This window comes from Pedobacter sp. NJ-S-72, from assembly GCF_053890575.1.
Genome location: NZ_CM132681.1, coordinates 4,470,893 through 4,485,937, shown reverse-complemented (window position 1 = coordinate 4,485,937; position 15,045 = coordinate 4,470,893). Strand labels below are relative to the sequence as shown.

Annotated in this window: 20 protein-coding genes, 1 tRNA gene and 1 pseudogene; 1 reads left to right on the top strand and 21 read right to left on the bottom strand. The window is 33.9% G+C overall.

Annotated elements, in window-relative coordinates; genetic code table 11:
* Positions 1 to 6: 6 nt before the first annotated feature.
* From ACWYN3_RS29685 to ACWYN3_RS29670, 4 genes are all read right to left on the bottom strand, one after another.
* Positions 7 to 315 (bottom strand): hypothetical protein, encoded by a 309-nt coding sequence (locus ACWYN3_RS29685; protein WP_456217534.1) that lies wholly within the window; start codon positions 313 to 315, stop codon positions 7 to 9.
* Between the two features lie 165 nt (positions 316 to 480).
* Positions 481 to 801: a hypothetical protein gene (locus ACWYN3_RS29680; protein WP_456217533.1), complete on the bottom strand. Its 321-nt coding sequence runs from the start codon at positions 799 to 801 to the stop codon at positions 481 to 483.
* Between the two features lie 191 nt (positions 802 to 992).
* A complete protein-coding gene (locus ACWYN3_RS29675) occupies positions 993 to 1,340 on the bottom strand; it encodes a hypothetical protein (RefSeq protein WP_456217532.1) in 348 nt (115 codons plus the stop codon).
* The gene (locus ACWYN3_RS29670; RefSeq protein ID WP_456217531.1) at positions 1,327 to 1,602 is read right to left on the bottom strand and encodes a hypothetical protein; all 276 of its coding nucleotides are present in this window, start codon (positions 1,600 to 1,602) and stop codon (positions 1,327 to 1,329) included. The genes ACWYN3_RS29675 and ACWYN3_RS29670 overlap by 14 nt, the downstream gene beginning before the upstream one ends.
* 645 nt (positions 1,603 to 2,247) lie before the next feature.
* Between ACWYN3_RS29670 and ACWYN3_RS29665 the strand changes: the two genes are divergently transcribed.
* A complete protein-coding gene (locus ACWYN3_RS29665; RefSeq protein ID WP_456217530.1) occupies positions 2,248 to 2,754 on the top strand; it encodes a hypothetical protein in 507 nt (168 codons plus the stop codon).
* Positions 2,755 to 2,968: 214 nt separating this feature from the next.
* On the opposite strand, the gene ACWYN3_RS29660 is transcribed toward ACWYN3_RS29665, so the two are convergent.
* The 17 genes and pseudogenes from ACWYN3_RS29660 to ACWYN3_RS29580 form a co-directional block, all read right to left on the bottom strand.
* A tRNA-Arg gene (locus tag ACWYN3_RS29660) sits at positions 2,969 to 3,040 on the bottom strand.
* Between the two features lie 133 nt (positions 3,041 to 3,173).
* Positions 3,174 to 3,635, bottom strand: coding sequence for a JAB domain-containing protein (locus tag ACWYN3_RS29655; RefSeq protein WP_456217529.1), 462 nt, complete (start codon positions 3,633 to 3,635; stop codon positions 3,174 to 3,176).
* 782 nt (positions 3,636 to 4,417) lie between these two features.
* Positions 4,418 to 5,125 carry a hypothetical protein gene (locus tag ACWYN3_RS29650; protein WP_456217528.1) on the bottom strand — a complete coding sequence of 236 codons (708 nt, stop codon included), beginning with the start codon at positions 5,123 to 5,125 and terminating at the stop codon, positions 4,418 to 4,420.
* A complete protein-coding gene (locus tag ACWYN3_RS29645) occupies positions 5,125 to 5,337 on the bottom strand; it encodes a hypothetical protein (RefSeq protein WP_456217527.1) in 213 nt (70 codons plus the stop codon). Before ACWYN3_RS29645 ends, ACWYN3_RS29650 begins: the two co-directional genes overlap by 1 nt.
* A 61-nt stretch (positions 5,338 to 5,398) precedes the next feature.
* On the bottom strand, positions 5,399 to 5,674 hold the full coding sequence (locus ACWYN3_RS29640) for an AAA family ATPase (RefSeq protein WP_456223196.1): 276 nt from the start codon (positions 5,672 to 5,674) through the stop codon (positions 5,399 to 5,401).
* A 237-nt stretch (positions 5,675 to 5,911) separates the two neighbouring features.
* Positions 5,912 to 6,361 (bottom strand): hypothetical protein, encoded by a 450-nt coding sequence (locus ACWYN3_RS29635; RefSeq protein ID WP_456217526.1) that lies wholly within the window; start codon positions 6,359 to 6,361, stop codon positions 5,912 to 5,914.
* 39 nt (positions 6,362 to 6,400) lie between these two features.
* Entirely contained in the window at positions 6,401 to 6,838 is a 438-nt protein-coding gene (locus ACWYN3_RS29630) for an AAA family ATPase (RefSeq protein WP_456217525.1), read from the bottom strand.
* Positions 6,835 to 8,322, bottom strand: coding sequence for a restriction endonuclease subunit S (locus ACWYN3_RS29625; RefSeq protein ID WP_456217524.1), 1,488 nt, complete (start codon positions 8,320 to 8,322; stop codon positions 6,835 to 6,837). The genes ACWYN3_RS29630 and ACWYN3_RS29625 overlap by 4 nt, the downstream gene beginning before the upstream one ends.
* A gap of 64 nt (positions 8,323 to 8,386) precedes the next feature.
* Positions 8,387 to 9,082, bottom strand: a pseudogene (locus ACWYN3_RS29620) (HsdM family class I SAM-dependent methyltransferase).
* Entirely contained in the window at positions 9,079 to 9,420 is a 342-nt protein-coding gene (locus ACWYN3_RS29615; RefSeq protein WP_456217523.1) for an N-6 DNA methylase, read from the bottom strand. The pseudogene ACWYN3_RS29620 and the gene ACWYN3_RS29615 overlap by 4 nt, the downstream one beginning before the upstream one ends.
* A 243-nt stretch (positions 9,421 to 9,663) precedes the next feature.
* Positions 9,664 to 9,897 carry a type I restriction-modification system subunit M N-terminal domain-containing protein gene (locus ACWYN3_RS29610; RefSeq protein ID WP_456217522.1) on the bottom strand — a complete coding sequence of 78 codons (234 nt, stop codon included), beginning with the start codon at positions 9,895 to 9,897 and terminating at the stop codon, positions 9,664 to 9,666.
* Positions 9,898 to 10,186: 289 nt separating this feature from the next.
* Positions 10,187 to 10,390 (bottom strand): hypothetical protein, encoded by a 204-nt coding sequence (locus tag ACWYN3_RS29605; protein ID WP_456217521.1) that lies wholly within the window; start codon positions 10,388 to 10,390, stop codon positions 10,187 to 10,189.
* 382 nt (positions 10,391 to 10,772) lie between these two features.
* The gene (locus ACWYN3_RS29600) at positions 10,773 to 11,543 is read right to left on the bottom strand and encodes a hypothetical protein (RefSeq protein WP_456217520.1); all 771 of its coding nucleotides are present in this window, start codon (positions 11,541 to 11,543) and stop codon (positions 10,773 to 10,775) included.
* A gap of 588 nt (positions 11,544 to 12,131) precedes the next feature.
* Positions 12,132 to 12,293 (bottom strand): hypothetical protein, encoded by a 162-nt coding sequence (locus ACWYN3_RS29595; protein ID WP_456217519.1) that lies wholly within the window; start codon positions 12,291 to 12,293, stop codon positions 12,132 to 12,134.
* Between the two features lie 110 nt (positions 12,294 to 12,403).
* Positions 12,404 to 12,889: a hypothetical protein gene (locus tag ACWYN3_RS29590; protein ID WP_456217518.1), complete on the bottom strand. Its 486-nt coding sequence runs from the start codon at positions 12,887 to 12,889 to the stop codon at positions 12,404 to 12,406.
* Between the two features lie 40 nt (positions 12,890 to 12,929).
* The gene (locus tag ACWYN3_RS29585) at positions 12,930 to 13,277 is read right to left on the bottom strand and encodes a hypothetical protein (RefSeq protein WP_456217517.1); all 348 of its coding nucleotides are present in this window, start codon (positions 13,275 to 13,277) and stop codon (positions 12,930 to 12,932) included.
* A gap of 669 nt (positions 13,278 to 13,946) precedes the next feature.
* Positions 13,947 to 14,435, bottom strand: a complete 489-nt coding sequence (locus tag ACWYN3_RS29580; RefSeq protein WP_456217516.1) for a hypothetical protein — start codon at positions 14,433 to 14,435, stop codon at positions 13,947 to 13,949.
* Positions 14,436 to 15,045 lie beyond the last annotated feature (610 nt).

The window sequence follows — 15,045 nt, the reverse complement described above, 5'->3', positions numbered from 1 at the left end:
GCTCGATTATTTAGTAAGTGTTCCACCTACCCTGATCAGAGTCCCATCTGTGGTAGTGATTTTTATATTTACGCGAACCACTCCACCACTTTCACTAACACCTCCATTTTGTATATCAGCAACTATAATCTCCTGACCAGTAGCAGTCACGATAATATTAGCAGATGAGACTCTGCCCGTCTGAAGATCCCCATAAATGTAAATGGTATACTGACCCTGGTAAAGGTAACCTAAGTAAGCATTTGCTTTTTGATTGCTATGAACAGGAGTTACTGTTTTTGCAAACGAAGGTAAAATCGAGAAGCTTAAAAACATTGACACCAGCAATGTTCTGATTAATATTTTTTTTTCATTTGTTTATATTTAGGATTAATAAGTTATATGAATATACCTATTAATTACTTATTAATATATCAAAATAGATAAATACTAATCAAATTCTATTTAATTCTTACATATTCAGCCTTTTCGCCCTCAGATTCAACAACTAAAGTATCCCCCCTTAAAAGAATAATTGGAACCGAATTCTTCATTTGAGGTTGCTTTCCCTTTGTAAAAAATTTTATCCCTCCTAAGTTTATAAGTCATTTTTGAAACAACCTGTTCGCTTCCTTCTCCTGTTTTTTGGAAAAACTCACCTTTTTGGGTGAACTGTAAATACATTTTCCCGATGTATTTACCCGTTTTAGGAAGCTTTATTTCTCCAACCCAATTACCAATGATTTTCTTTTCCTGATCTTTAGTTGCAGAATTACAACTCAAAAAGGTTAAAACGATTAATACGACTAGTTTTCCTTTCATAAACTTCAAACTTTTGATATGACTTAACATTCATTACTAAAAGCAAGCTTGTTTTTAGTAGCCATCAAAAACACTAAAAACAGAACCTCCTTTGGTTTGGAATGGCACTTGTCGAATTAATAACTATTTCAAATTGAATTTAGCACCACACCAAGCCATATTGTCAAGCTGATATTAGCCGTTCGGTACTTTTAATATAATTTTTTATCGGAAAACTTGAAATCCTGTATTTTAGGCAAGGGTCTAATTAAAACTATTTTTTTTCTTTTATTTAATATTTTCCCTGATGATAAGCTATCATCAGTTTCGGTTCTGAGCCCCGTGATTAAGTTAAATTTAGTTTCCGTAAATATTGTATATTCGTTAATATATCCTTCTGTTGCATTATTGGTAAACTTTTCCACCTTAATTAATTCAAAATTGCCATTGTGATATTTGAAATCGCATGTAATATTTCCCCTTTCAATTTCACTCCACATTCTTAAAATCCCTTTTTCAATAAAAAAATTTGGAATTTGGAATTCACTATGTTTTTCCATGGTTTTCAGCAGGATATTGTGGTTCAATTATTTTAGTTGAAGATACAGCTAAAGTTAATTTTCCATTTGGCTGAGATAGAAAAAAAATTTGCAATATTAATGGTCTTGTTTCACCTATTGTGTCCATTTTTACCATTATTTTGTCTCTTTTACCGTCATTATTTAAGTCGCCTTTTTCTTCTCTTACTACATAAGTATAATTGTCTTTCTTTTTTTTAGATTTTGAGCAGATAAATTCATTTGGGCTGAAATTAAAATGCATGCAAAGTATAGATAAAAGTTTTTCATAATTTTGAGTTTATTTATTCTTTTTAACTCACAGCTAACTTAACTCATGAATATACGGAACATTCATCGCTCTCGGACGAGAAAAAGTCATTAAAACTCATTAATTAAGTCTTGCCGGATCTATCTATCCATTTAAAGTCTGGACAGATTAAAGCCTTTTTGATTATTTGTGTTCTGCTCTCAACAAATGATCCTTTAAGATTGAATATATTCTGGGATTAGTGCATTACTAAAGTCAATACTTACATATTATCCTACAATATAATAGTTTGGAGTTACCAAAAATGAGTGGACAGTGAGTTAAGAATTTTTATTACTCCGCATCCATTTAGGCCTTAGCCGGGAAACCCTCAGCTGAATTCGCCGGCATTCAGTTGAAGAATAATTTAGGCAATCCTCGAATTATATGATAAATTCCCTCGTCTCAAATCCAGATTTTTGATCTCTTTTACAGAGACTTACCCCATTCTTAAGAGAATTAGCCTTAACTTGCTTTTGCTTAGCCCTGATTGGACGATCTCATTTTATATAAAAGAAGATTTTACAATTAATTTTAAATTAGGAAAATCGACAATAGAGGAAATAGAAATTTAATCGATTTTTTATCAGAAAACCATTTATGATCGAGTCAGCTAATTATTTAAAATTATTCCAGGAAACTGCAAATCACCTTGACCAAAAACTACTAAAAGAAACCCGTATTGAAGTTGCTGTAGTCGAAGTCCTGAATTGTGTCGCTTTAAAGCTCTATAAAAGATCCTGGGCTAATTTACATGAGGAGCCCCTGACAGCGCGGTCCAGGATATTCTTTTCTATTTGGATGAGTGATGATGTACACAACGAGCAAAAAATATTTTATAACATCCACGCACTTAAATTAAGAGAGCTTCGTGGCTATAAGATAGAAAGCAAAAAATTTGCGGAGTTATTCCGTTCTTACTTTAAACCGCTTGAAAACCAGTGGCCAAATGTTAGCCTAAAATTCGGCCCCTTAACATTAATGGAAGGCTGGGTAAAGACTGATGCTGATAATTTTAAACATGAGGTATTAAAACTTGCCTCCAATTTTTTAAAAATCTCTCAACTGGTTGACGATACGCTTGTGAATTTCAGCAAAAAACAATGAATACTGCTTTATACCAAATAGAGAACCTGTATTAAGTTCAGTTAAGACAAAGATTTTATGCCAGATACAAATGTTCTGATATTCAATTGCCTGATAGAAGGTTTTAAATTACCAAAATGGAGTCAGAGAAATTATTTTTTGTCCAACCCCGCAAAAAAAGTTGTACAACAAACTAAAAGGGCGAAATAATTATTACATTATTTCACCCTTTTTGTGGTCCCGACGAGAATCGAACTCATATCTAAAGTTTAGGAAACTTCTATTCTATCCGTTGAACTACGGGACCTTTTAACACTTTAAGCCATCACTCATTTACCTCGGTTGTCGGTTTGGTTGTCGCTTTACCTTCATCCGTTTCAAATACAACAGCAATTAACCATGTTATAAATTTGATTAATTAATTGCGAAGTTATGATACTTTATAATATCCCATTCTCCTGGAAGCTATAGTATCCATTTTTGCTAATGATCAAGTGATCTAAAATCTCCATATCAAGTATTTTAGCTCCTTCTTTCAATTTATTTGTGACTTCAATGTCTTCGACTCCCGGTTCCAGTTCTCCACTAGGATGATTATGTGCGAGTATAATTCCACTAGCACCCGCTTTTAATGCAACTGCAAATACCACTTTTGGATCAGCTAGTGTTCCATGTATTCCACCTTGTGAAATGTCAACCAGACCTAACACTCTGTTTCTCCTATTTACGAGGATGATTTTAAACTCTTCTAAGTACTCGATTCTGTCTTTACTCAATTGCTGTATTAACACTCCGTAGGCATCCTCACAGCCTCTTATTTGCGGCCTTTCTGAAACCTTAAACTTTAGATTGTAACTGATCTGCACTTCTGCAACTTTGAATAATTTTGATTGTAATACCATATGATTTTAATTAATTATGGATACCCAACCAAGCTTTCAACTCAACTAAGTCAAGAAGCAACGGAATAAATGGACAATGAGCGCAAAGGCCATTTTGAGTATTTATGCCGGAATTTCTTGAAACGTGTTGAAGGGACAAGCCTTACCTTTGTGGAGTAATTTACAAATCACTTATGCCCTTTTAATCATATCTTCATTATAATTTACTGTTTCGAATTTAGTCTCATTATAGTATTCGCAGTAAATACGTTTGTGTTAGTCAATACCCCTTTCGCCGTCATCTCTTTGGACCAGCACTGTTTAGCACAACAACACTTTAAACTTTCGCTCTTAATTCATGTTGCTAAAATTGAAGAATTTCTTATTTCATTAGTTAGCAATTTTAATAACCTCCGGGCTTCAATCAATTTGCATGTATTGCTTTCTTTAAACCTACTGAAGTAACAAGCCTTAGCCCGGTGGAGTCATTATTTACAATGATAAAATTCCAATTTTTACACAAGCCTTAAAATAAGGGACCTTAAGGAAATTATTATCTGCAATTGGATTCCCTTCAAAGTACTTAATTTTTTCTTTGTAACTTTTGTTCTTCGTTTTCGGATTAAGCTTGAAATCTATAAGCATAGTGTCGAGCCACACTATAGCGTCCTTACTAATCAATTTCATTTTGTACCTTTCCTCAATACCAAATAGTTTCTTCCATGTGTCTATTTCTTCGGTATAACCAACGTTGGTAATAGTGATTTTTACATCCTGTTTTGTAAGTTTTGATATGGTGGGTTTTATAAATCCACTTTGATCTTTAATTTATAACTCTTACTAGCGAATGGGTAGAATGCCTTTCTTTTGGTTCCTGAACTATCTTGAATGGGACTTGAAACTCCTTTGTAGGATTCATTACATGTTCTGCAAATAGGTGCTAGATTATTAGGGTTAACAGAGTTAAATGGATATGAATCTTTTGGAAGATAATGATCTAAAGCATCTCTTTTTGAATGCCCAGATCCTAAAATGTCAGCAATACCACAAAAGGGGCACTTCTCGTTAAGCCCAACAAGATCATCATAATAATCATCAAGATTTCCACAAACAACTTTAAAGGGAGACCTCTGTGGCACTATAGAATAAATATTTTTAAAAAACAGATTCAACTTACGTTGTAAAGGAATACTGAAGAGACCAATTTGGCCATATAACAATGGTGTCCCGATCCCCTTACATAAATCTTCAATTGAATTATTATTATTAAAACCATTAATCAATAGCCCTCTCTGAGCAGCAGTTAGATTTTTACATATCTTATAAATTTCATGAATAGGTTTTTTAAGATATTTTGGATTTAGCCCCTCGACAATTGGAATGAAGTCGGGGTGCAACTTACTAATAGAATAGTTTCCAGTTGGATTACACCAGACCTTAAGTACCAGATGTTCGATATAAGTATGAAATTTCTGGAAATCGTGTTTGACAGATTTATAGTGGTAGAGCATTATTTCATCTTTTTAGATTTGCTTTCTAGTTCAATATGCTTGATCTCATTAATTACAATAAGCTTTTCTATTGAATCACCTAATTCGTTTGCTTTAAATATACTTTCAGCAGCGGTAACCTTCTTGGCTTTATAATTTTTCAGTATCTTCTTAAGTTCCATGTTAGCTATTTCTGAGATCGTCTCATCCTTTTGAAACAACTTGTGTGTCAATAGGTTTACTGATGCTCCAAATGTATTGAAATCAGGTCTTGATACATTTTTTGAACCAAATTTATGCTTTTGACTTTTGAATTAGAACATTTTCTTGAAAACAATCTGACACAATGAAGGGAGAATGAGACGTAATTAGCAGTTCAGACAGATAAGTCTGGTTCTTCTGGTCTAAACAGTCTTTCAAAGTACTGATGAACTTTGACCTCCAATCGGGATTAAAGTGTGTCTCAGGTTCATCCATTAAAAATAATGAATTGGAATTCCTGAATAGGAGACATATACCCATGGCATGAAGAAATTGATGCTCGCCATCTGATAAAGATTTATTATAGATATTCTTTTTTTTTTAAAACAGTCTCAATTTCTAGATCCTTAAATCTCATTATTCTTTTATCAGATGCTAGAATAGGAACAGTCTCATTGACATAAAGGCTATTACTTTCGTACAATTCCTTTTTTAAATCGAAACTTACATCAAATAAATTTAAGGTGAGTAATATTTGAAATGATTGGAATAACTTAATTTCATCATTATCAAAATTAGCTTTGAATGCCTCTTTAGTCTCTTCACTTACACAATATCTAGCAAAAGAACCCCCTCAGAGTTATCCCATGAAGTTGAGCAGTTCTTTAAAGTTGTAATTAAACCCTCCAGTTTGGAGCTTAAGCTAACAGTTTTTATTTCACTATCTTGTATAGATGCATTCATTGACTCAGCACCATATTCTAGCGGTACATAAAATTGTCTTATTTCATTTAATCGAATTATTATTCGAAACTGTAATATTCCCTTAATCCCTAAAGTCCTGTGAATAGGTTCCAAAACTTTCGTAGGTTGCATTAAATAGTTTGTAAGAAATACTGCTTGGCTAAAATTATTATCAAAGTATATTAGCCTTCCCTCCGGTTGTACGTAAGGCAACTCATCTCTAAGAGCCTGCTCATACTCATCGTAGTTGATAAAACGCATTTTGAAAAATGGAAGACTTAATATTTCATTTTCTCCAGATGAGTACGCCAAAATATAATCAGGAAAAAAATTGTTTCGACTCTAAAGATGTCAATAGAACATTTTCAGGTCTCCCTGTGTGATTTTTTTGTAAACTCTAAATATCTGCGGAGATTTTTCTTTTTCTTTTTTTATCAGGATATGAACCATCTCTGGTTGATGCAAAATTTTAACCGACCTCTCAACAGGAAAATAATATTCTAATTCAAATTCGTCAATTGTTGCTTTGTCACTTGAAAAGCCATTAGGATTGTCATCTTTTTCATAAACAAAACTTGTGGGTAGATTTTTTAGGTTAGTACATTCTAAATGGTAAAAGATAGCCGCTAAAGCTTCCAAGATATTAGATTTACCACTTCCATTTCTCCCGATTAGACAATATGGCGCAAACTTGAATTTCCCTTCCTGTAAATGCTCAATAAAATTAACTTCAAATCCAGCATTTAAGCTTCTAAAGGGTGCTAGAATCTTCAACCGTATTAATTTCATTTTTCTAATTTAAGCATGATTTTGTTCAAGTCCCTATTAAATTTTTGTACAAGTTTAATATTGCCTTTTCCTCTTAAGGCATCAAAAATGCGCTCCTTAATTAAATTATAATCATATTCTTCATCTCCTAAGCTCGACTGAATATTCTCTGCTAATTCTTCAAAAGTAAAAGAGTTAACTTTAAAATCACGGTTTATTACCTCATCAAAAATATCCTTTTTAAAGGTATTATCCTCGTATTTGGATAAAACTAGATTGCTATAATTTAAAGCAATTTCTGTACGTGGTTCAATGTGATCAATTAGAACTTTATCAAGTTTCAAATCACCATTGAAAGCTAGAGTACTTACATTTATAAACAGAGATTCTAAATACTGTAATGACAGCTCGTGTTTCCTTCTAATGGATTCTAATTTTATGGCATAAGATTCAAAGTCCGCTTGTAATTGTTTCGGCGGCTTAATTAACTTGATTTTTCGTAAGCTTACTAAATTAATTTGCTGCAATGCAACTCCATAAGTAAGCCTCTGGACTTCATTGTGAAATGCTTTTGTTTTTAGCAGATTATATGCAAATAGTTTACTGAATGTTCCATCGAACCACAGTGGAACAATGCCTCTTGAAACATTGCAGCCATTTAAATCTTCTGTTGCGAATGCCATATTTCCAGTTACACCACGAACAGACATAAGGATTTCATTACCTTTTAATACTGTTCTACTATACTTTTTAGACACGACTGGATCAATTTTTTTTAAACCTACGCGATCAATAAACCTTTTATGTAAGTCAACTGGTCTAACAATTGGAATTCCACCATGAACCTCGTCTCCTGGTTGAACAATACCATATGCAACAGGGCAGGTAGGTGCGACGAGGTTTTCGAGATAATCACTTTCCCAACCCATTTCATTTTTAATAGGATCCCCAAACAATTTGTTGAATTGACTTTTCAAAAAATCATCAGCTATTAGGATGGCATTCCGTCTCTTCTTAATTAAATTTTCTATTTTAGATAGCAATAATGCTATTTTGATTTGATTTGGTATCGAAGGTAGCGGAATATCAATATCCTTTAATCGATCAAAGGTTAAATTATCTCTAACCGCTCCACGAGTTTTATTCCTTATCTGAATATTTCCCATGGGACTTTTGAGGAAATTTAATAAATATGATTGTGTAAGTTCTGGGTGGCATTGATACACAGCATATAGTGGACTGACGACTACTGGGAAGTCTTCTCTAAGGTAATCTATAGATCCAACATTAATACGGGATGGATTGTATGCAAATTGGCTGGGAAGTACTATTTTGTAATTGCTTATATTTTTACTAAATACTTCTTTATCAAAAAAATCCGTGGATTTGACAAACCCTTCTGAATTTGTAATCGAGAAAACTTGATCGATCCTATTTTTGTTATTTCTAACAGAAAGCTCATCGATGTAACTACCGAGTTTTACTATTGGAAAATTGGATTTCATCTTAGTATTTTATTTAGCGATTTCATTTCATCAGAGATTTCTTTTTCAAGGGTCATGAGTTTGCCTAAAAGTATTTTAGGATCCTCATAAAGATAATCCCGAATGTGTCTGCTTTATATTGGTTAAAGGATAATTCATAGCCATTTGCTCTAATTTCTTCAACAGGAACAAGAAAATGTTGATCATCCCTTGTTATTTTTTTATTGTCAGATCTGAATTCGTGTATTATTTTGTGTAAGTCTCCAAAATCTCTTTTGCCCTTCTCATCTCTTAACTCAGCTCTTTTGTCATCTAAACTTCTCCCATCGCTTTTCATGTCATAGAACCACACGTTATTCGATATAGTACCTTTTGTGAAAATGAGAATGGCAGTAGCGACTCCAGCATAAGGCTTGAAGACCCCACTAGGCATACTTATTACGGCTTCCAAGTTACAATGATCGACTAAAATCTTTCTTATATCTATAAAGGCTGTACCAGAGCCGAACAAAACTCCCTGCGGAATAATTACACCAGCCTTTCCACCGTGATTAAGCATTTTATATATTCTTTCCAAAAATAGGAGTTCGCTTTTATTTGTATTGACCGTAAATGATTTTTTAGGTCTCCCTTATCAATACTACCGGTGAAAGGAGGGTTCGCAAGGACAACATCATAAAAATTGTCCTCATTATAATTTTTTACTTAAAGTGTCTGTATAATCTATCTTCGGCTGACTTATTCCGTGCATCATTAGATTCATTAATCCAATCCGTATCATTGTTGGGTCAATGTCAAAACCAAAAAAAGTATTTTCCTCCAATAATTCGCGATCGGATGTTTTTTTTTTAATTTATCCGCCATTGTACCTCTAACAAATCCGTTATCATCAGGTTGAAGATACTTTTTGCTAGTTTGACTTGTCAAAATATATTTGTAGCCTGCAATTAGAAAACCAGAAGTTCCACACGCTGGATCCGCAATCTTTTGTCCCAACTTCGGTTGAATTAATTCAACTATCAACTCAATGATATGTGTCGGAGTCCTAAATTGACCATTTTTGCCGGAGGTTTTTAGTTCATCTAGCAACTCCTCATAAAAGTCTCCTTGGGCATCCATCCAAAAAACGCTTCTGCTTATTTAACTCTTCATATATTTGGTCAATTGTCTTAACAGCCTCAGACAATAATCTTGAGCTGGGAATTAAAAAATGGGCATTGCTCATATGCCTAGTAAAATGCGAATTTAAGCCATTTAAGCTTTTTATGAATGGGAACACCTGCGTTCCAACAACATTAAACATTGTTTCTTCGGGAAGCTTTGTAAAATTACGCCACCTTAATGATGACTTTTGAATAGTCTTTAAGATTGTTCCATCTTCTCGTTTCTCTTCAATTGCCCCATCAAATATTGATTTATATTTTTTTGACCAACCTGTTTTGCATTAATTATTTTTATTTCATCATTTTCATCAAGTTGCTTCAGAAACAATAAATAAGTGATTTGTTCAATAGCATTCAAAGGGTTGCTAATTCCTCCACTCCAAAATTGTTTCCACAATTCTTTTACTTTGTTTTTTATGATAGATGGTAACATCTTAATTTAGATTTTGTTAGATTTTTACACAGTATAACATAATACAGGGCTGTTGGTGGCGGCCCACGGTTATGACACTAGTCCCAAATATAGGCTTATCTTTATACTTAGTGGTAAAGAAAATTAATAGTAACCAGTTTAAATGCAAACAGAAATGTTTTGTTAATATATTAGTCGTGCATGCAATATGGTTTCTCGGTTTTAATCATTGGCCGATATATGGATTCATATTGTCGTGCTAGACTGCAATGATTCATCGATTCAAATTCACGGCTAATCCATAATTCCATTACTGATTTATTAGCAAACTAATAGTAGAACTGTCGAAGTTGAATGCCCTTTCTTCTCCAAGAATAACACAAATAATACAAAATACAACTTTATGCTCACCGCCTGCGAACTGATCGAAGGTGTCAATTGGGGTAGCACAAAGTGCGTCAATTGACTTTGTTTTAACACGAGCAACTGGTGAGATATTTGACTCAAATATCATAACAGTTGTGAAGCCTGAGTGAGAACGTAGGTGAGCGTAGGTGCTGAACTGAAAAAAGTATTAGATTTATTAAAGACGTAACGAAGTAAAGACTTTAATGAAGATAAGAAGCTTTTTATGAGTAACGCCGCTTGCTTTCAGCATAAAGAATGACAGATTGCAAATCTGGCGATTTTTATGCAAAAGCTTAGTAGTTACGAATACCGATTTTCCGGCGACTAGCTTTGTTAATCCACAACCAGAATGATAGAACGAATAGTCCGTACTGGCACAGGTTTAATACCACCGCAAGAACTTTATAATATAACCGAATGACCAATCCATCCCTTTCACGGCTTAAGCCGCTTTTCTGTGGAAGGGATGGCTTTGGGAATGCTATTCATTATTGTAAGCTCTTAGCTCGTTTAATGTAACCATCTATATATCCAGAGACACCATGATACATGGCTTGAAAGATATTGTCGTCAGAAATAACTTCATTATGCTTACTTATAATATTCCGGCTGAAGGCACGAATTACATGACCAGTTGAATCTCTTAGGCTGTCGTTCTCCTTATCGAAATCGAAATCCAGTATAATAACTGGCTTCTTGGTGGATTGACTAACGAGATTCTCATAAAGATTACTAAAAGATGCCTCACTAAGCATATTCATAAAATCAACGCCTGTACCAATTCGAGCAAATACCTTAATTGGAAGTGCAGCGGCTTGAAACGTACTTCCCAGGAATGGGCCTGTTGTTGCAGCGGTAAAAGTACCATCAAGATACTTTTTACCAAAGCCTTTACGGTCTGCGTAGTAATTCTTCTGTTCGTTAAAATGAGCTTTGTTATAAGATTTTATATTGTAGATCAGGTTATTGAAGTTACGAACTCCCTGAGGGAACAAATTCTGAACACGGCTTAAATTCATTAGAGAATCTCGTTGAGTTGGTGAGTTTGTTGTTCTCAACTTACCGCTAATCTCCTCCATCCTTCCGTCAGATCTGGTAGTCTCTCCAGAATGTATCCGGCCTTGCTCACCACGTGCTGTTACGGTGTCGATATATGCGCATTGATGCGTTTGGGTGATAATCGATCTGCCTTGTTCCATAAATTTAATCCAAATCCCATTGAATTGTAGTGAGTTTGTATTCTCACCATCCACAGACAATAGAATGTTATGTGATTTGATATGCCACTCTTTCATAATTTTATGGGATTTAAATACAGAGCTGAAATTATCAGATAGGAGTATAATAGCAGTAAAGCAATCGCATTGTATAAAACTCCTTTCCAATTATCTTCTAAAAAACTTCGATAAATGGGCACCCCAAGCATTGTGGTGATGAATGCAATTATAGAAACTAATAACAGGATCTTATTATTTGATGTAACATAGATTACAATAGAAGCAATCCCTAGTAAAACAATTAAGGGTATGACTATCTTATCAGATTTGTATTTCTTGTTCGTTAGCATGTGGATGTCCGGTAAATGTCAATCTATTTGGCTATGTATCAAATATAAACAACGAATCAACATAATCTGTTTTATTTGAATGAATTTTATCCATTGGTTAATTACCAGTGCACTTAGCATTTCATTTCTAATAATTACACTCATTTGTCTAGTGGGTGGTAAGAAGGTTATCTGATGCCTCCAAAGGCTCTTGCTCAATTACTATAGGTAACAAGTTTAAATGAAAAGAGCCACAAATGCGGCTCTAATCTTGGTGTGTTATGTAATATGTTTGTATAGGTTATTGGCATTCGTATGTGAAGTTAATAGTATTCACACCCGCGCCATAACCAGCCGGAGCTTCTCTTGTAATAACCAATGAGATTATTTTTCCATCCTGATCTTTTTTATAAACATAAGTTTCCTTGAACTGTTGAAGTTTACCCTGCTCAGTTCTCTGCATTGCAATAGTTTTAACAAAATTCTTAGAAGGCTTACCAGTAAATGTTGCCGTTAAATTTGAGAACGTATGCAGGTTGAATATTAAGCTGCTATAAATAGCATTTTCATAGCCTAATAGATTCTGAGAAGCTTCATCCTCATCATAATATGTATGTTTGCCGTTTCTGTCCCATCAGTAACCACTTTTACCATATTACCATTATTATATGATAAGACAAACTCAGGTGTAGTGCTTGATTTACCAGTTTTCTCAATTAGGTAACCATCAGAATTATATTTATAAGTATCAAATTCATCAGAGATTATACGACCAGAAGCATCAACATTGAAGGATTTGTTATCTGTCCCTTTAGCATCAGTAAAATTAACCTTACCAGTTTGGTAAGCAAATTCACCAGTTCCAAATCCATAAAGGTTAGCCACATTAGAAACTTTACCATAAGCATTGTAACTGTAGGTGGTGGCAGGTTCATTATCTTCTTTGATTGACACAATTTTACAGTTACCAGAAACCTTCTCAGGTTCATTATTACCATTCTTCTTACAAGAGCTTAGTGCAAGCACCGCCATTAACATTAACATGTTCGTTGTTTTCATTTACTGAGATTATTTATTAGTGATTAATTATACAATGATTTTAAGGTGCGTAGATGAATTTCTGTAGATTGAAATTCCCTAATCGGCTATCTATGAATTTTTTAGCCTTTTCTCTGGCACGAATCCAAGGCGTTACAAATTGGAATATGAATAATGTCTTTGTAGCCTGTATTCTAAGTTCATGGCTGTGTTTTACTCTCTTATTCTGTAACTGCATGTTGAATTTCATACTATCAACCTGAGACAAATGTTGAGTTACCGTTTTATCCATTTGAACTCCTGGGCTTATAGTGACCTTAAGATCATTACTATAGCTGTATCCCTTTGATATGAATATTTCCCATCCTTTGTAACCATCTTTAATTGCTGTTCTATAGTAATGTCGCATATATAGGGCTTATTGTTTTTGATAAATAGACCAAATGATGCTTCCAATGATTCCTATATTGTAGAGGACAACGAAACCCCATGAGAAGGGCAGAAAAGTTGCAAAGAAAGTTAATACAAGTACTATTGTAGCAGGAGAGAAGGGCTGTTCGTCTTTGTCATTGATTATAGCTGAGTTAATAAAAATCACAATGACAGCCGATATTCCTGCAATCCACCATTCAACTTTAGTAATAGTATCAATTTTAACGTCTTCGGTGAGGAATGAATAATAGATGGACTTTGCTATCCAGAATAATAGATAGAATCCTATTAGAGATAAAATGCTTCTTACGAACTTCATTTAGGTTTGAGAGCCAATAATGTTCCTATATGGCCAATTAGTAAACAAAATAGCGTGGAACCTAACTATGTCTGTCCTAAGAGGCTCTGGAAAAGCCCATGCAACAAACAAGCTAAGCCCACGCTATTGCGCAGGCATTAAACTTATCTGTCCTTGTGCTTGTAAATTTTCCAGATTTCTTAGGCAAAGACTGATAGCTAACGCTATATTTTAAATAAAGTAAATTCTTAGTAATAGTTTAACTCACTGGTTTCTTCCTCCGTTTTTATTTCTCGTAAAGATATAAAGAAGAATGAAACTATAGCGCAACTCATTGCCGTTTGCCGTTTAAGAAGGAACTCTTTCTTCTGTTGTCACAGTCACATAATCCTTTTCTTGATTGAATAACCTGTTAATAAAGAAAGGCTGAATATCTGTAGCGGAATGATCTATTCTAATGCAATTCTCAATATTAATATCTGAGGATTCCAGATTGGTACATTTAAATACAATCCGTAGCATTCTGTTGAATAGCTTATCTCCGAAGCGTGTTAGAGCGTCTTCATCATAGGATACGTAAATCATCTTGTATCCAAATCTGTTCATGGTTAGGGTATAGTTATAAAAGAAGCATAGCCATTCATTTATAAGTTTGGTTTCCTTACCAGACTGCGTATGATCCACAGTTACCGAAATCCGGTATTTCAGCGTTTCAAATGCTGTTAGTAGCTCTTTAGTGTGTTTAACAATGTTGTAATATGCTTTTTCAACATTTTCATTTCTTAATTCTAAGTTCTGTACGAGAATTGTTTCTTCGCTTGGTGCAATTACGGTCATTTCATCTTGGGTTTTAAGGGTTTGTAATTTGGTTACTGACTGTGTTTTTTTTTTTTGACATAACGATATAATGCCCTGAGATTTCAGAGCTTGCTTTTAATTGGGTTTAATGAATTATTAGTGGATTATATATGTTGTATTGCGGGAAGGAAAATGGATGGATTAGACTTGCGTATTTCTATGAATGAATTTGTCGCGTATGTCTATTAAGTGGTTTTAGGATTCTATCCGGGTGAGTTTTATCTATTATAAAAGAAAAGATGCAGTCCGATTGACGTGCCTTGTTCTTAACTGAGGTTTGTCTTTTCTAATAGGCAATCGTTTCCCATCCAGATAATGTAAGGGGTCTTAGATGATAGAGGATTTGAGAGGAAATGCCCCAGAAATTTTCAAAAAAAATATTTTTGGTAGATTATAAGAAATAAAAAAAAAAAAAAGTTCTTCTGTTTAAGGAAGAACTTTCAGACACGAATTTATCTGGGGTTAGATACAATAAATTACTGTCTTACTTTTTTTTTTTCTATTAAATTTGGCCCGGAGTATTTTATATCCCTTTTTATCAGGATAAGACTTTAGTGTAGTCCGTGGCCCTAATTCAAAATATTCTTCC